This window comes from Janthinobacterium pasteuri (assembly GCF_051380775.1).
GTDB lineage: Bacteria > Pseudomonadota > Gammaproteobacteria > Burkholderiales > Burkholderiaceae_D > Janthinobacterium.
Window position 1 is genome coordinate 132,072 of sequence record NZ_JBNYXS010000005.1, and the last position, 17,533, is coordinate 149,604.

At 59.6% G+C, this 17,533-nt stretch carries 16 protein-coding genes and 2 tRNA genes; 12 read left to right on the plus strand and 6 right to left on the minus strand.

Annotation, left to right across the window (positions count from 1 at the left end):
• Window positions 1-189: 189 nt before the first annotated feature.
• The 3 genes from leuA to ACQ4WN_RS07710 all read right to left on the minus strand — a co-directional run bounded on the left by leuA (window position 190) and on the right by ACQ4WN_RS07710 (window position 3,193).
• Window positions 190-1,896, minus strand: coding sequence for a 2-isopropylmalate synthase (gene leuA / locus ACQ4WN_RS07700; protein WP_436550996.1), 1,707 nt, complete (start codon window positions 1,894-1,896; stop codon window positions 190-192).
• 362 nt (window positions 1,897-2,258) lie between these two features.
• Entirely contained in the window at window positions 2,259-2,528 is a 270-nt protein-coding gene (locus ACQ4WN_RS07705; RefSeq protein WP_436550997.1) for a barstar family protein, read from the minus strand.
• 14 nt (window positions 2,529-2,542) lie between these two features.
• Window positions 2,543-3,193 carry a hypothetical protein gene (locus ACQ4WN_RS07710; RefSeq protein ID WP_436550998.1) on the minus strand — a complete coding sequence of 217 codons (651 nt, stop codon included), beginning with the start codon at window positions 3,191-3,193 and terminating at the stop codon, window positions 2,543-2,545.
• 181 nt (window positions 3,194-3,374) lie between these two features.
• Here ACQ4WN_RS07710 and ACQ4WN_RS07715 point away from each other — a divergent pair, with 181 nt between their 5' ends.
• The 6 genes from ACQ4WN_RS07715 (at window position 3,375) to ACQ4WN_RS07740 (ending at window position 10,553) form a co-directional block, all read left to right on the plus strand.
• Window positions 3,375-4,286 (plus strand): patatin-like phospholipase family protein, encoded by a 912-nt coding sequence (locus ACQ4WN_RS07715; protein ID WP_436550999.1) that lies wholly within the window; start codon window positions 3,375-3,377, stop codon window positions 4,284-4,286.
• 59 nt (window positions 4,287-4,345) lie between these two features.
• Window positions 4,346-4,753: a GlcG/HbpS family heme-binding protein gene (locus tag ACQ4WN_RS07720; protein WP_034786036.1), complete on the plus strand. Its 408-nt coding sequence runs from the start codon at window positions 4,346-4,348 to the stop codon at window positions 4,751-4,753.
• 295 nt (window positions 4,754-5,048) lie between these two features.
• On the plus strand, window positions 5,049-6,227 hold the full coding sequence (gene carA / locus ACQ4WN_RS07725; RefSeq protein ID WP_071324217.1) for a glutamine-hydrolyzing carbamoyl-phosphate synthase small subunit: 1,179 nt from the start codon (window positions 5,049-5,051) through the stop codon (window positions 6,225-6,227).
• Window positions 6,220-9,459 (plus strand): carbamoyl-phosphate synthase large subunit, encoded by a 3,240-nt coding sequence (gene carB, locus ACQ4WN_RS07730; protein WP_436551000.1) that lies wholly within the window; start codon window positions 6,220-6,222, stop codon window positions 9,457-9,459. The genes carA and carB overlap by 8 nt, the downstream gene beginning before the upstream one ends.
• A 168-nt stretch (window positions 9,460-9,627) precedes the next feature.
• Complete coding sequence (gene greA / locus ACQ4WN_RS07735; RefSeq protein ID WP_436551001.1) at window positions 9,628-10,104, plus strand: transcription elongation factor GreA; 477 nt, start codon at window positions 9,628-9,630, stop codon at window positions 10,102-10,104.
• Window positions 10,104-10,553 carry a DUF4149 domain-containing protein gene (locus ACQ4WN_RS07740; protein ID WP_436551002.1) on the plus strand — a complete coding sequence of 150 codons (450 nt, stop codon included), beginning with the start codon at window positions 10,104-10,106 and terminating at the stop codon, window positions 10,551-10,553. The genes greA and ACQ4WN_RS07740 overlap by 1 nt, the downstream gene beginning before the upstream one ends.
• A gap of 106 nt (window positions 10,554-10,659) precedes the next feature.
• Here the strand turns inward: ACQ4WN_RS07740 and ACQ4WN_RS07745 are convergent, their stop codons facing one another.
• Window positions 10,660-11,130 carry a YhbY family RNA-binding protein gene (locus ACQ4WN_RS07745; protein WP_010397237.1) on the minus strand — a complete coding sequence of 157 codons (471 nt, stop codon included), beginning with the start codon at window positions 11,128-11,130 and terminating at the stop codon, window positions 10,660-10,662.
• Between the two features lie 42 nt (window positions 11,131-11,172).
• Here ACQ4WN_RS07745 and ACQ4WN_RS07750 point away from each other — a divergent pair, with 42 nt between their 5' ends.
• From ACQ4WN_RS07750 to ACQ4WN_RS07775, 6 genes are all read left to right on the plus strand, one after another.
• The gene (locus ACQ4WN_RS07750; protein WP_436551003.1) at window positions 11,173-11,856 is read left to right on the plus strand and encodes an RlmE family RNA methyltransferase; all 684 of its coding nucleotides are present in this window, start codon (window positions 11,173-11,175) and stop codon (window positions 11,854-11,856) included.
• A 202-nt stretch (window positions 11,857-12,058) separates the two neighbouring features.
• Window positions 12,059-13,942 (plus strand): ATP-dependent zinc metalloprotease FtsH, encoded by a 1,884-nt coding sequence (gene ftsH, locus ACQ4WN_RS07755; RefSeq protein WP_436551004.1) that lies wholly within the window; start codon window positions 12,059-12,061, stop codon window positions 13,940-13,942.
• 115 nt (window positions 13,943-14,057) lie between these two features.
• Window positions 14,058-14,891: a dihydropteroate synthase gene (gene folP, locus ACQ4WN_RS07760; protein ID WP_436551005.1), complete on the plus strand. Its 834-nt coding sequence runs from the start codon at window positions 14,058-14,060 to the stop codon at window positions 14,889-14,891.
• Between the two features lie 39 nt (window positions 14,892-14,930).
• Window positions 14,931-16,268 (plus strand): phosphoglucosamine mutase, encoded by a 1,338-nt coding sequence (glmM, locus tag ACQ4WN_RS07765; RefSeq protein WP_436551006.1) that lies wholly within the window; start codon window positions 14,931-14,933, stop codon window positions 16,266-16,268.
• Between the two features lie 82 nt (window positions 16,269-16,350).
• Window positions 16,351-16,427: transfer RNA gene (locus ACQ4WN_RS07770), tRNA-Pro, on the plus strand.
• A gap of 94 nt (window positions 16,428-16,521) precedes the next feature.
• Window positions 16,522-16,596 (plus strand) — tRNA-Arg (locus ACQ4WN_RS07775).
• A gap of 70 nt (window positions 16,597-16,666) precedes the next feature.
• Here ACQ4WN_RS07775 and ACQ4WN_RS07780 read toward each other — a convergent pair.
• The gene (locus ACQ4WN_RS07780; protein WP_436551007.1) at window positions 16,667-16,846 is read right to left on the minus strand and encodes a hypothetical protein; all 180 of its coding nucleotides are present in this window, start codon (window positions 16,844-16,846) and stop codon (window positions 16,667-16,669) included.
• A gap of 109 nt (window positions 16,847-16,955) precedes the next feature.
• Window positions 16,956-17,513, minus strand: a complete 558-nt coding sequence (locus ACQ4WN_RS07785) for a GbsR/MarR family transcriptional regulator (protein ID WP_436551008.1) — start codon at window positions 17,511-17,513, stop codon at window positions 16,956-16,958.
• Between the last annotated feature and the right edge of the window lie 20 nt (window positions 17,514-17,533).

Sequence of the window (17,533 nt, forward strand, 5' to 3'; positions counted from 1 at the left end):
ATGGAAGCTGGAAATGACAAGAATTTATTGGGGGTTACTTTTAGATCTGTCTCCGGTGGTCTTGTTATGAAACGATTATACGGTTGGCGATACCTTATTTGCACCACTAATTGCCACACAGAAATGAAAAAGCGGCACGGAGATCAAGCCGTACCGCTTTTTCTCCCTGGGGAGTGCGCTGTAAAGTGTTTAGACGGCGCTGGCAGCGACCTCCGCCGCCGATGTCTTTTCGGCTTCCGTCTGTCCGATGCGACGGTTCACGGCAGACAAGACAGCCTTGAACGAGGCGGTGACGATATTGCTGTCGATGGCGGCGCCGAACAGGGTCGGGCCATTATCGAGGCGCAGTTCCACGTAGCAAGCCGCTTGCGCGTTGGCGCCGGAGCCGATCGAGTGCTCATGGTAATCCATCAGCTTGATGTCGAGACCGAGCGCATTCACGAAGGCATCGATGGGTCCGTTACCGCCGCCTTGCAGGGCCAATGGCGTCTGGCGGTGCGACAGGCTGATGTCGATCTGCACGGATTCATCGCTGCTGGTGTCTTCCACCATGCGGTGCGAGGCGTAGGCGTATGGCGCCGTCTGCTGCAGGTATTCCTTCTGGAAGATTTCATGGATATCGTGTGCGGCGATTTCGCGGCCCGTGGCGTCGGCCACGGCTTGCACGGCGCGCGAGAATTCGATCTGCAGGCGGCGCGGCAAGACCAGACCGTATTCCTGTTCCAGCAAATACGCCATGCCGCCCTTGCCGGACTGGCTGTTGACGCGGATCACGGCATCGTAGCTGCGGCCCAGATCGGCTGGATCGATGGGCAAATACGGCACTTCCCAGATGCTGTCCGGTTGTTGCTTGGCAAAACCCTTCTTGATGGCATCCTGGTGCGAGCCGGAAAACGCCGTAAAGACCAGGTCACCCGCATACGGGTGGCGCGGATGGACGGGCAACTGATTGCACTCTTCCACGCACTTGCGCACGGTGTCGATGTCGGAGAAATCCAGGCCCGGGTGCACGCCCTGCGTGTACAAGTTCATCGCCAAAGTGACGAGGTCGACGTTGCCGGTGCGCTCGCCATTGCCGAACAGGCAGCCTTCCACGCGGTCGGCGCCCGCCATCACGGCCAGCTCGGCCGAGGCGACGGCCGTACCGCGGTCGTTATGCGGATGCACGCTGATGATGATGGAATCGCGGCGCGCCAGTTTGCGCGACATCCATTCGATCTGGTCCGCATACACGTTGGGCGTGCTGCATTCCACGGTCGATGGCAAGTTGATGATCATCTTGTTGGCGGGCGTCGGTTTCCAGATGGCGCTGACGGCGTCGCAGATATGCTTGGAGAAATCGAGTTCCGTGGTGGAAAACGATTCCGGCGTGTATTCAAAGCCCCATTCCGTTTCCGGATGCTGCGCCACCAGCTGTTTGACCAAGGTGGTGCCGGTGGTGGCAATCTGCGTGATTTCTTCGCGCGACATGCCGAATACCACCTTGCGGAACACGGGCGCCACGGAGTTGTACAGGTGGACGATGGCGCGCTTGGCGCCGACGACCGATTCCACCGTGCGGCGTATCAATTCTTCGCGCGACTGTGTCAGCACGATGATGGTGACGTCGTCCGGGATGCGGCCTTCATCGACGAGTTTGCGCACGAAGTCGAAATCCGTCTGCGATGCCGATGGAAAGCCCACTTCGATTTCCTTCAGGCCGATGGCGATCAGCATCTCGAAGAACCGCAGCTTCTTTTCCGCGCTCATCGGCTCGATCAGCGACTGGTTGCCGTCGCGCAAGTCGGTGCTCATCCAGATAGGCGGTTTGCTGATGATCTGGTTCGGCCATTGACGGTCGGTCAATTTGACGGGAGGAAAGGCGCGGTATTTGGAAGCTGGGTTTTGCAACATCATGATCGGGTACTCCTGAAGATGGGGGGAATCAATGGTTGTGGCGCAAGCTTGCCGGGCGGCCACGCAACACTAGGCCAGGCAAGCGGTCGGTAGCGGTAGCAGTGCGGCAGCGATGCCAGCAGGGGCGGTCGCAGTGGGGATTACGTGTACGAATGGGGATGGTGCAAACATCATCAAACCTTCCAGGGTTTTTGAAACACGCCGGCGTGTGGCCAGGCGAAGCAATGCGGCAAACTTATGCGCGTGCTAGGGGTAGTCGCGATAGCGACAGCAGGGAAGGGGAGGAATGTTTGAAGGAGGACATGCACTTAATGTACGGGAAGTGGGGCTGGACTGTCAAGCGTTTCCGTTTTACCGCTTATTTACAAGTAACGTACTTGCGCCGCCTGGGCCGGCATTTCCTGCGCCATGCGCGCCAGGATGCGCTGCAGGAGGGCCGCATCGGCGGGCAGCCGTGTGGCGAAGGTTTGCCAGCCGCGCAGTTCCAGCTGTTGCGGCATTGCCACCAGGCCCGTGATGGCATCCCAGAAGGCATCCCAGTTCATGCCATACATGGGAGGAAAGGCCAGCGCGGCCGCCAGGCTGGCATGCAGCTGGCGCGCGGTATTGATATCGCTCAAGTCGATGGTCACAAGGGCTAGTCTGTTCACCATATGCCCTTGAGCAGGTTTTCTCGCATGCCGCCCACCACGGTCTCGTGCTGCGCCAGGATGGCGGGCGCGTCCTTGAACGGTTCAGGATCGAGATACAGGCGCGGCAAGTCGGCCACGGCCACGCCGCGTGGGCCGCCGCGCAGGATCTCGTCGGCGTGTTCCGCAATGGCGTTCACGGCCGCCTGGATGCGCGGCGTGGCGGACGCGGCCAGGCAGGCGGCCAGCGCCTGCTCGAGTTCAGTCTTGGTCGGCGCCTGCGGCAGCACGGGCGCGGCGATCTGTTCCAGCGGCGACATGTTGACGGCCGGCTTGCGATACGCGCGCAGGGTATCGAGCGCCATCAGCCGGTGCGGGCCGCCGCGCTGCAGCCAGCCAACGATGTGTGGCCACGGCGTGCCCAGCAGCGCTGCCGCCACGCCCCATGCTCCTGCCACAGGCGAGCCGATATTGGCGTCGATCCAGTCGATGGCGGCCGGGTTGCCCGTGTAGGCCAGCAGGATGGCGTTCGACGAGCGCAACGCGGGCGCCTGCGTGGCCAGCACGCAAGTCAGCCAGGCGAGGGCGCCGTCGGGCGGCTGCATCGATAACTGTTGCACAAACGGAGCGCTCAGGGCGCGGCTGTCGGCAAATTGATGTTCTGACATAGCGGGAGCAAGTAAAGAAACAAACCAGGCGCCAGTCTAGCAGCCGTTTGGTGGCAGAGTCGGCCCGCACGAACATTCTCACCGCAAACATTTAAGACAGCCTTCAGTGCGGGCAGCCCCGCTTGCGCTACAATCGGCTCTCCTTTGTTGCCACTGCCGCGTGCGGTTCTCTTCTGCCATTATGTTTCCTAAACGCCTGACCCTGCTTGCCCTGGCCGCCTTTGTGCTGGCCGGTTGCGATACCACCGCCCCGAAACCCGTACAAGTATTGACGCCACCCGAGCCCATCGTCGTGCCGCCGCGCAAGATCAAGATCGGCCTGGCGCTGGGCGGTGGCGCGGCGCGCGGCTTCGCGCATATCGGCGTGATCAAGGCGCTCGAATCGCAGGGCATCCACGCCGACATCGTCACCGGCACCAGCGCCGGCAGCGTCGTGGGCGCCTTGTATGCGGCAGGCAACTCGGGCTTTGCCTTGCAAAAGATGGCCTTTGACATGGATGAGGCGGCCATTTCCGACTGGGCCTTGCCCCTGTTTGGCAAGTCGTCCGGCGTATTGAAAGGCGAAGCGCTGCAAAGCTATGTCAACAAGGCTGTCGGCGGCGTGCCGCTGGAAAAACTCAAGATTCCGTTTGGCGTGGTGGCGACCGACCTGAAAAATGGCCAGCCCATCCTGTTCCAGCGCGGCAATACCGGCATGGCCGTGCGCGCCTCGTCGGCCGTACCCGGCGTGTTCCAGCCCGTGACGATCGCCGGCCACACCTACGTCGATGGCGGCCTGGTCGCTCCCGTGCCCGTGCGCTTTGCGCGCGACATGGGCGCCGATTTCATTATCGCCGTGAATATCTCGTCGCAAACGGATACGCAAAAGGCCATCAGTTCGATGGAAGTGATCATGCAGACGTTTGCCATCATGGGCCAGCGCATCAACCAGTTCGAGCTCAAGGATGCGGACGTGGTGATCCAGCCCAGCCTGGGCACCATGAAGGGCAACGATTTCAATAGTCGCAACCAGGCCATTCTGGCGGGCGAGCAGGCGACCTTTGCCGTCATGGCGCAGCTCAAGCAAAAGCTGAAAGCCAAACGCGAACAGTAAGCGATAGCGCTGCTGCGCATTTCGTATACAATTTTGATTCAACATAACAAGGATGCACCATGCAATCGAAACCGATTTTGACCCTGGACGACGTAAAGAAAATCGCTGCCGCCGCCGAAGCGGAAGCGGTCAAGAATAACTGGGCGGTCACGATCGCCATCGTCGATGACGGCGGCCACCTGCTGTGGCTGCAGCGCATGGATGGCGTGGCGCCGATCTCGTCGCACATTGCTCCATCGAAAGCCAAGACGGCCGCGCTGGGCCGCCGCGAGTCGCGCATCTATGAAGAGATGATCAATGGCGGCCGCGTGTCGTTCCTGAGCGCGCCGGAAATCGACGGCTTGCTCGAAGGCGGCGTGCCTATCGTGTTCGACGGTCACTACGTGGGCGCCGTTGGCGTCTCGGGCGTCAAGTCGGCGGAAGATGCGCAAATTGCCAAAGCAGGTATCGCGGCTTTGACAGCCTAAGTAGTAACCGATATTGCTTTGCAAGCCGCCCCGCGCAAGCCGGGCGGCTTTTTTTATGGGGTGCGGTTTTTATGCTGCCATGCAAAAAAATGCCGCCTACTCTACATTTTCTTCCTTGTGGAAAAGCTTCCTTTTGGTTATAATTCAAAGGTTTAGCCAATCACACATATACCGTAGCGACTACCCATCCCCTCATTCAAAATGACCGTTGAAACACCCTGAGTGCATCTGGCTCGGGTAACTAGGCGGTCGGTCTGACGTGGCGCAGCTACGGTAACTTTATCAGGAGTTGCCCTTGCCGCCATTTTTTTCTGGCCCTGCCGTTCCAGCCATATTAGCGCTTGCTGATGGAACGATCTTTAAAGGTTTTTCGATCGGTGCCGCCGGTCATACCACGGGCGAGGTTGTTTTTAACACCTCCATGACCGGGTATCAGGAAATCCTTACCGACCCAAGCTATTGCCGCCAGATGGTCACCCTGACCTATCCGCATATCGGCAATACGGGCGTCAATCCGGAAGATGTCGAGTCTTCCAAGGTACACGCCGCTGGCCTCATCATCCGCGATCTGCCATTGCTGGCATCCAATTTCCGTTCCACGCTCTCCCTGTCCGATTACCTGAAAGCTGAAAATATCGTGGCCATCGCCGGCATCGATACACGCAAGCTCACGCGCATCCTGCGTGAAAAAGGTGCGCAGGGCGGCGCCATCCTCGTCGGCACGCAAGGCAATGAGCCATCCGCCGCACAAGCGCTGGAACTGGCCCGTTCCTTCCCCGGCCTGGCCGGCATGGACCTGGCCAAGGTGGTATCGAGCAAGGCCGCCTACGAGTACCGCGAAACGGAATGGACTTTGGGCGAAGGCTATGGCCAGCTGGCCGACGCGGACGCGAAATACCACGTGGTCGCCTTCGACTACGGCGTCAAGCGCAACATCTTGCGCATGCTGACGGCGCGCGGCTGCAAAGTCACCGTGCTGCCGGCGCAAGCGAGCGCTGCCGACGCCCTGGCACTGAATCCGGACGGCATCTTCCTGTCGAACGGCCCCGGTGACCCGGAACCGTGTGACTACGCCATCGCGGCGACCAAGGAGCTGATCGAGAAGGGTATCCCGACCTTCGGTATCTGCCTCGGCCACCAGATCATGGCTTTGGCTTCCGGCGCGAAGACCCTGAAGATGAAGTTCGGCCACCACGGTGCCAACCACCCGGTACAAGACCTGGAAACCAAGCAAGTCCTGATTACCTCGCAAAACCACGGTTTCGCAGTCGACGCGGCAACCTTGCCCGCAAATTGCCGCGTGACCCATGAATCGTTGTTCGACGGCTCCCTGCAGGGCTTTGCCCGCACGGACAAGCCGGCCTTCTGCTTCCAGGGCCACCCTGAAGCGTCGCCGGGCCCGATGGATGTTGCTTACCTGTTTGACCGCTTCATCAACTTGATGGCTGCGGAGGAGAAAAAGAAAAATGCCTAAACGTTTAGATATTAAAAGTATTCTGATTATTGGCGCTGGCCCGATCGTGATCGGCCAGGCCTGCGAATTCGATTATTCCGGCGCGCAAGCGTGCAAGGCCCTGCGCGAAGAGGGCTATAAAGTCATCCTGGTCAACAGCAATCCTGCGACCATCATGACGGACCCGGAAATGGCCGACGTCACCTACATCGAACCGATCACCTGGTCGGTCGTTGAACGCATCATCGCCAAGGAGCGTCCTGACGCCATCCTGCCGACGATGGGCGGCCAGACGGCACTGAACTGCGCGCTGGACCTGTTCAACAATGGCGTGCTGGCGAAATACAACGTCGAGCTGATCGGCGCATCGCCGGAAGCCATCGACAAGGCCGAAGACCGTTCCAAGTTCAAGGACGCGATGACCAAGATCGGCCTCGGTTCGGCCCGTTCCGGCGTGGCGCACTCGATGGAAGAATCGTGGGCCGTGCAGCGCACGCTGGGCTTCCCGACCATCATCCGTCCATCGTTCACCATGGGCGGTTCCGGCGGCGGCATCGCCTACAACGAAGAAGAATTCGAAACCATCTGCAAGCGCGGCCTGGAAGCCTCGCCGACGAAAGAGTTGCTGATCGAAGAATCGTTGCTGGGCTGGAAAGAGTACGAGATGGAAGTGGTACGCGACAAGGCGGACAACTGCATCATCATTTGCTCGATCGAAAACCTGGACCCGATGGGCGTGCACACGGGCGACTCCATCACGGTGGCGCCAGCGCAAACCCTGACGGACAAGGAATACCAGATCATGCGCAATGCCTCGCTGGCAGTGCTGCGCGAGATCGGCGTCGACACGGGCGGCTCGAACGTGCAATTCTCGATCAACCCCGTCGATGGCCGCATGATCGTCATCGAGATGAACCCGCGCGTATCGCGTTCGTCCGCGCTGGCATCGAAAGCGACGGGTTTCCCGATCGCGAAAATCGCCGCCAAGCTGGCCGTCGGTTTCACTCTGGACGAGCTGCGCAATGAAATCACGGGCGGCGCCACGCCGGCCTCGTTCGAACCGTCGATCGATTACGTCGTCACGAAGATCCCCCGTTTCACGTTCGAGAAATTCCCGACCGCCGACCACCACCTGACGACGCAGATGAAATCCGTCGGCGAAGTGATGGCCATTGGCCGTACCTTCCAGGAATCGTTCCAGAAAGCCTTGCGCGGCCTGGAAGTGGGCGTGGACGGCATGAATGAAAAGACCAAGGACCGCGAAAAGATCGAAGAAGAACTGGGTGAGCCTGGTCCTGAGCGCATCTGGTATGTGGGCGATGCGTTTGCCCAGGGCTTCACCCTGGAAGAAGTGCACAACCTGACCAAGATCGACCCATGGTTCCTGATCCAGATCAAGGAAATCGTCGACCTTGAACTGTGGCTGGACACGCAGAAGCTGGACAGCCTGGACAAGAACACCCTGTACAAGTTGAAACAGAAGGGCTTCTCGGACCGCCGCCTGGGCTTTTTGCTGCAGACGACCGACACGGCCGTGCGCCAGCAGCGCCATGCGCTGAACATTCGTCCCGTCTACAAGCGCGTCGACACGTGCGCGGCGGAATTTTCGACCGACACGGCGTACATGTATTCCACGTACGACGAAGAGTGCGAATCGAATCCGACCGACAAGAAAAAGATCATGGTGCTGGGCGGTGGCCCGAACCGTATCGGCCAGGGTATCGAATTTGACTATTGCTGCGTTCACGCGGCCCTCGCCATGCGCGAAGACGGCTACGAAACCATCATGGTCAATTGCAATCCAGAAACGGTTTCGACCGACTACGATACTTCGGACCGCCTGTACTTCGAGTCCTTGACGCTGGAAGACGTGCTGGAAATCGTCGCCATCGAAAAACCGGTGGGCGTGATCGTGCAGTACGGCGGCCAGACCCCGCTGAAACTGGCGCTGGACCTGGAAGCGAATGGCGTGCCCATCATCGGCACTTCGCCCGACATGATCGATGCGGCCGAAGACCGCGAGCGTTTCCAGCAAATGCTGCACAAGCTGGAGCTGCGCCAGCCGCCTAACCGCACCGCGCGCACGGAAGCCGACGCTTTGGCGCTGGCGCAGGAAATCGGCTACCCGCTGGTCGTGCGTCCATCGTACGTGCTGGGCGGGCGCGCCATGGAAATCGTCCATGAGCAACGCGACCTCGAGCGCTACATGCGCGAAGCCGTCAAGGTCTCGCACGATTCGCCTGTGTTGCTGGACCGCTTCCTGAACGACGCCATCGAATGCGACGTCGATTGCATCTCCGACGGCGAAACGACGTTTATCGGCGGCGTGATGGAACACATCGAACAGGCTGGCGTGCACTCGGGCGACTCGGCTTGCTCCTTGCCGCCGTACTCGCTGTCGCAAGAAACCATTGATGAACTGAAACGCCAGACGGCGCTGATGGCCAAGGGCTTGAATGTGGTCGGCCTGATGAACGTGCAGTTCGCCATTCAGAAGCAGGAAATCGATGGCGAAATGAAAGATGTCGTCTTCGTGCTGGAAGTCAACCCGCGCGCTTCGCGCACCGTGCCTTTCGTCTCGAAAGCCACCGGTTTGCAACTGGCGAAGATTGCCGCGCGCTGCATGGTCGGCCAATCGCTGGCCTCGCAAGGCATCACGCAGGAAGTCGTGCCGCCATACTTCAGCGTCAAGGAAGCTGTGTTCCCGTTCGTCAAGTTCCCGGGCGTGGACACCATCCTGGGCCCTGAAATGAAATCGACGGGCGAAGTCATGGGCGTTGGCCTGACGTTCGGCGAAGCGTTCGTGAAATCGCAACTGGGCGCCGGCGTGAACCTGCCAAAATCGGGCAAGGTCTTCATCAGCGTGAAAGCGTCGGACAAGCCGCGCGCCGTGCAAGTGGCGCGCGACCTGGTCGAGTCCGGTTTCACCGTGGTCGCCACCAAGGGCACCGCCGCCGTGATCGCTGCTGCCGGCATCGCCGTCACGCCAGTGAACAAGGTGATCGAAGGCCGTCCGCACATCGTCGACATGATCAAGAACCATGAAATCGTGCTGGTGATCAACACCGTGGAAGAAAAGCGCAGCGCCATCGTCGATTCGCGGGCGATCCGCACGTCGGCCCTGGCCTCGCGCGTGACGACCTACACGACCATCGCCGGCGCGGAAGCGGCCGTCGAAGGCATCCGTCACCTCGATGAGTTGCGTGTGTACGATTTGCAAGGCTTGCACAAGACCCTGCAGCAAGCTGAATAGTCCGCGTGTCATTTGCAGTGGCCGCCGTTAGGCGGTACACTGCATGCTTATCAACCACAGAGTTCCGTGCAGAGCAGCGCGCGGCCTCTGTGGTTTTCACTTGGTAAGTCCGTTAAGCGTGACAAAACGCTGCAACGGCACCGATAACTAGCAGATAGTAGAGATAACATGACCTCAGTCCCATTGACCACATACGGTGCAGAACTTCTGAAAGAAGAGCTGCATCATTTGAAGACCAAGGAACGCCGCATCGTCATCGATGCGATCGCCGAAGCGCGTTCGCACGGCGACCTGTCGGAAAACGCCGAGTACGACGCCGCCAAGGAGCGCCAGGCGTTCGTGGAAGGCCGCATCGCCGAGCTCGAAGGCAAGCTGGGCGCAGCGCAAATCATCGACCCGACCGCGCTTGACGCGGAAGGCCGCGTGGTGTTTGCCTCGACCGTGAACCTGGAAGACCTGGAATCGGGCCAGAAAGTCACCTACCAGATCGTCGGCCTCGATGAAGCCGACCTGAAGATGAACAAGGTTTCCGTGACGTCCCCGATCGCCCGCGCGCTGATCGGCAAGTACGCCGGCGACGTGGTGGAGGTGCAGGCGCCGTCCGGCCCGCGCGAATACGAAATCCTGGAAGTACTGTACATCTGATGCTCGCCCGCGTGCGCTTCCTCGTTGCCTCCCTGTGGGCGGGCAGCCTGTGGACCATCGGCTTCATCGTGGCGCCCACGCTGTTTGGCACCTTGAGCGACCGTGTGCTGGCCGGTAATATCGCCGGCAGCATGTTTCGCGCCGAAGCCTGGCTGTCCATCGCCTGTGCGTTGGTGCTGCTGGCCTTGCTGCAATGGGGTGCGGGCGCGCTGGCGCTGAAGCGCCGTCGCCTGCTGGCCGCGCTGGTGCTGTCCATGCTGGTGTGTGCGCTGCTCAGCCATTTTGGCATCTCGCCCCTGATGGCTGAACTCAAGGCGCAAGCCCAGGGTTCATCTGGCTTCATGGACGAAGCCATGCGCAGCCGCTTCGGCATGCTGCATGGCGTGTCGACCGTGATCTTTGCCGTGCAAAGCTTGCTGGCGGGCGTGCTGATCTGGAAACAACAGTAGTTTGATGCCAGTAAAGTAATCACATGAAAAAAGCGGAGCAGGGGATATCCCGTGCTCCGCTTCTTGTTTCAAGCCCGGCAGCCTTGCGGTTGCCGGGTGAACAGGCTTACTTGCTGCCCAGTGCGCTTTTCTTGGCGCTTTTCTGACGTGGCTTGGCACGCTTGATGGAACCGCCTTCGGTAACGCGCTCATTGCCCTTGATCATGACTTTCGTCACGCTGGGGCGCTTGGTGCCGCTGGCGCTGGCCTTGACGATGGTCACTTCGCGCATGCCTTTGCCGGCGCTGACCTTCTCCTTAACCACTTCTTTTTTCGGACGGTAGATTACCAGCAGTTTGCCAATATGTTGTACCGGGGCGGCGCCGAGATTGCCGCAAATCGTATCGTACATTCCGACGCGGGCTTCGCGGTCGTCGCCGAACACGCGGACTTTAATCAGACCGTGCGAATCCAGGCCAAGGTCGATCTCTTTGAGGACAGCAGGTGTCAAGCCCGCTTCGCCAATGATGACGATAGGCTTCAGCGCGTGTGCTTCGGCGCGCAGTGCGCTGCGCTCTACGGGTGTAAGTTTTAGCATAATAATATTTAGTAATTCCCTTAAAAGCAGTATTCTACGCGAATGGCAAAGAAGAAATTAAACAAAAACTGGTTGCACGACCACATAAATGATCCTTATGTGAAGTTGGCGCAAAAAGAGGGCTACCGCGCCCGGGCAGCATACAAGCTCAAAGAAATCGATGAAGACGAAAAACTGATCAAACCTGGCCAGGTGATTGTCGACCTTGGTTGCACTCCGGGCAGCTGGGCCCAGTACACGCGGCGCAAGCTGGCTGGCAAGGACGGCGGCGGGGTCAATGGTACCCTGATTGGCCTGGACATGCTGGAAATGGAGCCGATCGCCGACTTCCACTTCATTCAGGGCGACTTCCGCGAGGCGCGCGTGCTGCGTCAGCTGGAGGTGGTGTTGCAAGGACGCAAGGTTGACGTGGTCTTGTCGGACATGGCACCCAACCTGTCGGGCATCGCCACGGCGGACGCTGCGCGCATGGAACACCTGATCGACCTGGCTATCGAATTTTCGCAATTGCATTTGAAACCATCGGGCGTTTTGCTGGTGAAATGCTTCAAAGACATGGGTTTCAGCCAGATCGTGGAAAAATTCCGCGCTGAATTCAAGGTCGTGGTGCAGAAAAAGCCCAAGGCCAGCCGCGATAAATCGTCAGAAATCTTCCTGATGGGGCGTGGCCTCAAGAATCCGCTGAAAAATGCCGCGCAAGAAGATGATTCCACCCTTGATATTTAAGCGGGAATCCGCACATGGGAACGAGAAGTGCAGTAGCGTCTGATGGCATAAAAGCCTAAATTGTTTATACTGCATTTTTTTTGCGTGAACGCGTTTTTTCGCGCGCACGGATCGGCGGGCTTTGGCACGGCCCGCTTATTGCGAGTAAAATCGTGTTTCTAGCTATTGGTAAAGAGATGCGCACTGCATCCAAGGAGTCTTCGTGAATAACATGTTTTCCAAATCTGCCATCTGGGTAGTCGTATTGCTGCTGTTGTTCATGCTGTTCAAGCAATTCGACAGTCATGGCGCCACAGGCGGCAGCAAGGCCATCGCTTATTCCGATTTGCTGGATGAAGTCAAAGCCAAGCGCGTCAAGGATGTCGTGATCGAAGGTTCGTCGATCACCGCCAAGCTGATGGACGACAGCAAGGTGCGTACCACCGCTACCAGTCTCGACAAGGGCCTGATCGGCGATCTGCGCGACAATGGCGTGCATTTCGATGTGCGCCCGCCTGAGGAAGCGTCGTTCCTGCAAACTATTTTTGTATCCTGGTTCCCCATGCTGCTGTTGATCGGCGTCTGGGTCTTCTTCATGCGTCAGATGCAAGGCGGCGGCAAGGGCGGGGCATTCTCGTTCGGCAAGTCGAAGGCGCGCATGATGGATGAAGCCAGCAACACCGTCACCTTCGCCGATGTCGCCGGTTGCGATGAAGCGAAAGAAGAAGTCAACGAAGTGGTCGACTTCCTCAAGGACCCGAGCAAATTCCAGAAACTGGGCGGCCGCATTCCACGCGGCGTGCTGATGGTCGGCCCTCCGGGCACGGGTAAAACCCTGCTGGCGCGCGCCATCGCCGGCGAAGCCAAGGTCCCGTTCTTCTCGATTTCCGGTTCCGACTTCGTGGAAATGTTCGTTGGCGTGGGTGCCTCCCGCGTGCGTGATATGTTCGAAAACGCGAAAAAGCATTCGCCGTGCATCATCTTCATCGATGAGATCGACGCTGTCGGCCGTCACCGCGGTGCCGGCATGGGCGGCGGCAATGACGAGCGCGAACAGACCTTGAACCAGTTGCTGGTCGAGATGGACGGTTTTGAAGCGAACTCCGGCGTAATCGTCGTGGCCGCCACCAACCGCGCCGACGTGCTCGACAAAGCCTTGCTGCGTCCGGGCCGTTTCGACCGCCAGGTTTCCGTCGGCTTGCCCGATATCCGCGGCCGCGAGCAGATCTTGAACGTGCACATGCGTAAAGTACCTATCAGTACCGACGTGAAAGCCGATATCCTGGCCCGCGGCACCCCTGGTTTCTCGGGTGCTGACCTGGCCAACCTGGTCAACGAAGCAGCCCTGTTTGCCGCCCGTCGCAGCAAGCGCCTGGTGGAAATGGCCGACTTCGAAGATGCGAAAGACAAGATCTACATGGGTCCTGAGCGTAAATCGATGATCATCCGCGAGGAAGAGCGTCGCAATACGGCTTACCATGAGTCCGGTCACGCAGTCGTCGCCAAGCTGCTGCCGAAAGCCGATCCCGTGCATAAAGTAACGATCATGCCGCGCGGCTGGGCCCTGGGCCTGACCTGGCAGTTGCCGGAACACGACAACTTGTCCGCCTACAAGGACAAGATGCTGGAAGAAATTTCCATCCTGTTCGGTGGCCGTATCGCCGAAGAGATTTTCGTGGGACAAATGTCCACCGGTGCGTCGAACGACTTCTCGCGCGCCACCAAGCTGGCCCGTTCCATGGTGACTCGCTTCGGCATGTCCGACAGCATGGGCGTGATGGTCTACGAAGACAGCGAAAACGAAGGCTTCTTCGGTGGCGCCAGCAAGACGATCTCGGAAGCGACCCAGCAAAAGGTCGATGCTGAAATTCGCAACATTCTTGACAAGCAATATGCTCTGGCGCGCACCTTACTGGAAAGCAACCGAGACAAGGTCGAAATGATGACCAAGGCTTTGCTGGAATGGGAAACCATTGATGCAGAGCAAATCAATGACATCATGGCAGGCCTGGAGCCGCGTCCGCCGAAGGTCATCCCGCCACGCCGCAATGCGGGCGGTGACAGCGGCACGGGCGGCATCTCGCCAAACGTGACGGCGCCAGCCTGATAGCGGCCGCCCTGACGGGCGGCACGCAAGGGTATGGCAAGAACGAGGGTAAGGAGCGATCCTTGCCCTTTTTCGTTGGCGCGCCAGTTTTTTCCTGACGACTACAAAGATTCACATGCGACACTATTTGCAATTCGGCCGCTTCGGCTTCAACCTGTCGGGCACGCAGGCGCTGGTGATGGGTATCCTGAACATCACGCCCGACTCGTTTTCCGATGCGGGCCAGTATCAACACCTGGAATTTGCCCTCTCGCGCGCCGAGCAGATGATGCTTGATGGCGTCGACATCATCGACATCGGCGGCGAATCGAGTCGCCCCGGCGCGCCGCCGCTGCCGCTGCAGGACGAGTTGCAGCGCGTCATGCCGGTGCTGTATGCCTTGCGCGACTGCGGCAAGCCCCTGTCCGTCGACACGTATAAACCCGAAGTGATGCGCGAAGCCATCCTGGCGGGTGCCGACATGATCAACGACATCAACGGTTTCCGCGCGCCAGGCGCCATCGATGCCGTGCGGGACAGCGATTGCGCGCTGTGCATCATGCACATGCAAAGCGTGCCGCAAACCATGCAGGACCAGCCCCAATATGAGGATGTGGTGCGCGAAGTCATCGACTTCCTGCGCCGGCGTATCGATACCCTCACGGCGGCCGGTATCGCCCGCGAGCGCCTGTGCGTCGATCCCGGCTTTGGCTTTGGCAAGACGGTGGAGCAGAACTATGCCTTGCTGCGCGCCACTTCTCAATTGCGTAGCGAACTGGGCCTGCCCGTGCTGGCCGGCCTGTCGCGCAAATCGATGATCGGCGCCGTGACGGGACGTCCCGTCGAGCAGCGCCTGGCCGGCAGCATCGCCGGCGCACTTGCTGCGGTAGCGCAAGGCGCAGAAATTGTCCGTGTGCATGATGTGGCAGAGACGGTCGATGCGCTGAAGGTCTGGCGCATGGCGCACTGAGCCTGTAAGATTCATTATAAACAACAAAAAGAGAAATATATGACACGTAAATATTTTGGTACCGATGGTATCCGTGGCCTGGTGGGCGCCGCTCCGATTACTCCCGATTTCGTCATGCGTCTCGGTTATGCGGCCGGCAAGGTGCTGGCCAAGTCGCAAGGCGGCAAGGCACATCCGACCGTACTGATCGGCAAGGACACGCGCATTTCCGGCTACATGCTGGAAGCGGCGCTGGAAGCGGGCCTGTCGGCGGCCGGCGTGGATGTGATGCTGGCCGGCCCCATGCCGACGCCGGCGATTGCCTACCTGACGCGGGCGCTGCGCCTGTCGGCCGGGGTGGTCATTTCCGCCTCGCACAATCCTTACCATGACAATGGCATCAAGTTCTTTTCCGGCCAGGGCACCAAGCTGCCCGATAGCGTGGAACTGGAAATCGAAGCGGCGCTCGACGAGCCCATGGCTTGCGTGCCGTCGGACAAGTTGGGCCGCGCCAAGCGCCTGGACGATGCCCAGGGCCGTTACATCGAGTTTTGCAAGAGCACCTTCCCGAACGAGCTGGACTTGCGCGGCCTGAAGATCGTCGTCGATTGTGCGCACGGCGCCGCCTACCATATCGCCCCGCACGTGTTTCATGAGCTGGGCGCGGAAGTCATCGCCATCGGCAACAAGCCCGATGGCTTCAACATCAATGCGGGCTTTGGCGCGACGGCAACAAAAGCCATGGCTGCTGCCGTCATCGAACACGGCGCGGACCTCGGCATCGCCCTCGACGGCGATGCCGATCGCCTGATCATGTGCGATGCCACGGGGCGTTTGTATAACGGCGACGAGTTGTTGTATGTCATGGTCAAGGACCGCCTGGCGACGGGCCCCGTGGCTGGCGCCGTGGGCACCCTGATGACCAACATGGCGCTGGAAGTGCTGTTCAAGCAGCAGGGCATCGGCTTTGCGCGCGCCAAGGTGGGTGACCGCTACGTGCTGGAAGTCATGAAGGAAAAGGGCTGGTTACTGGGCGGCGAGGGTTCCGGCCATTTGCTGTGCCTGGACCGCCATACGACGGGCGACGGCATCGTCTCCGCGCTGCAGGTATTGTCCGCGCTCAAGCGCAGCGGCCAGAGCTTGCAGCAATGCCTGGCCGAACTGGTGCTGTTCCCGCAAACCCTGATCAACCTGCGCGTGGCGCCCGGTTTTGACTGGCAAAAAAATGCCGCCATGGTGGCCGAGAAAGAACGGGTCGAGGCTGAACTGGGCGACACGGGCCGCGTGCTGATCCGCGCTTCGGGCACGGAACCGCTGATCCGCGTGATGGTCGAGGCGAAAGACAAGGAGATGGCTGAATCGATGGCGCGCCGCATCGCCGATACAGTTACGGCGTAAGAGGCAAGAACCGATAGTTATTTCCATCTAATTCGCCTGGGGCAATTGACGAAATTGGGTGGGGGCGTTATTATCTTGTCTTCGGAGTGTGGCGCAGCCCGGTAGCGCACCTGGTTTGGGACCAGGGGGTCCAAGGTTCGAATCCTTGTACTCCGACCAAAGTCATAAGCGGGCTGTCAGAAATGACAGCCCGTTTTCTATTCCGCGCAGGCATTTCATTGCCGGTGCGCATGGATTAAAATACTGCACCTTTCCGCCCATCGTTCAACGGATAGGACAACGGTCTTCTAAACCGTGAATGGGGGTTCGATTCCCTCTGGGCGGACCAGTTTCATACTGGCCACGGCTTGCGCCATGCGGCCGCATACTTCTCTCTTCCTGTCTATCCGCAAGCGGCCCTAAGGCTGCGCAAACAGCACCACGCTCAGCAAATACAGCAGCGGCACCGCGCACAGCAGCGCAGAACACAGCGATAGCACTTTCTTGCTTGCCATGCGCGCCAGGCGCAGCCGTTCGCGTACAGGAAAATGCTGGCGCAGCAGGCTGCGTGCGCGTGGCTGGAATGGGGTTTCATGCATAGAGGCTCCTTCGCAAGGGTGGCTGTGGTGCCAGCCAGCATAGCGAGAGGGGCATAAAGACGGTGTAAAGAGTCAGGCGCGGCGTGTATGTGCGCTGTAAACGCTGCGCTTATTTTTCGCTGTCCTCGGGACTCTTGCCAAAAAGGCGGTCCTTGGCATTGAGCAGCTTTTGCACCTTGGCGCCCATTTTCATCAGTTGCGCCATCGATTCGGGCGACAGGCGCTGCAAGTCGTCGAACCAGGTGTTGGCCAGGTCGACCAGTTCATACATTTCGCGCATGCGCTCTTGCGCATACTGGTCCACGGGTTCCGTGGCCGGCGCCAGCAGCGATTCGCGCAGCACTGTCAGGGTGGGTGCCACTTCACGGCGGCGGCGTTCGGCGGCCACCACACGAAAGATTTGCCACACATCGCCCAGCGAGGAAAAATACTCGCGCCGGTCGCCCGGGATGCGCGACTGGCGGATCAAGCCCCATCCCTGCAATTCTTTCAGGCCAATGCTCACGTTCGAGCGTGAAAAACTCAGGTGTTCCGCGATTTCGTCTGCGTGCAATGGGTGCTCGGCGACAAACAACAAGGCGTACACTTGTCCCACCGTACGGTTAAAGCCCCAGCGGCTGCCCATCTCGCCGAAATGGCTGACAAAGGTCAGGATCAGCGGCGTCATTTGGATATGTTGAGTTTTCA

Bases quoted from the DNA above. Each gene is read 5' to 3' on its own strand.
- ACQ4WN_RS07720 (WP_034786036.1), top strand. From the start codon at position 4,346: ATGCAATCGAAACCGATTTTGACCCTGGACGACGTAAAGAAAATCGCT.
- ACQ4WN_RS07740 (WP_436551002.1), top strand. From the start codon at position 10,104: ATGCTCGCCCGCGTGCGCTTCCTCGTTGCCTCCCTGTGGGCGGGCAGC.
- ACQ4WN_RS07710 (WP_436550998.1), bottom strand. From the start codon at position 3,193: ATGTCAGAACATCAATTTGCCGACAGCCGCGCCCTGAGCGCTCCGTTT.
- ACQ4WN_RS07715 (WP_436550999.1), top strand. From the start codon at position 3,375: ATGTTTCCTAAACGCCTGACCCTGCTTGCCCTGGCCGCCTTTGTGCTG.
- greA (WP_436551001.1), top strand. From the start codon at position 9,628: ATGACCTCAGTCCCATTGACCACATACGGTGCAGAACTTCTGAAAGAA.
- ACQ4WN_RS07745 (WP_010397237.1), bottom strand. From the start codon at position 11,130: ATGCTAAAACTTACACCCGTAGAGCGCAGCGCACTGCGCGCCGAAGCA.
- ACQ4WN_RS07780 (WP_436551007.1), bottom strand. From the start codon at position 16,846: ATGCATGAAACCCCATTCCAGCCACGCGCACGCAGCCTGCTGCGCCAG.
- ACQ4WN_RS07750 (WP_436551003.1), top strand. From the start codon at position 11,173: ATGGCAAAGAAGAAATTAAACAAAAACTGGTTGCACGACCACATAAAT.
- carB (WP_436551000.1), top strand. From the start codon at position 6,220: ATGCCTAAACGTTTAGATATTAAAAGTATTCTGATTATTGGCGCTGGC.
- glmM (WP_436551006.1), top strand. From the start codon at position 14,931: ATGACACGTAAATATTTTGGTACCGATGGTATCCGTGGCCTGGTGGGC.
- leuA (WP_436550996.1), bottom strand. From the start codon at position 1,896: ATGATGTTGCAAAACCCAGCTTCCAAATACCGCGCCTTTCCTCCCGTC.
- ACQ4WN_RS07785 (WP_436551008.1), bottom strand. From the start codon at position 17,513: ATGACGCCGCTGATCCTGACCTTTGTCAGCCATTTCGGCGAGATGGGC.
- folP (WP_436551005.1), top strand. From the start codon at position 14,058: ATGCGACACTATTTGCAATTCGGCCGCTTCGGCTTCAACCTGTCGGGC.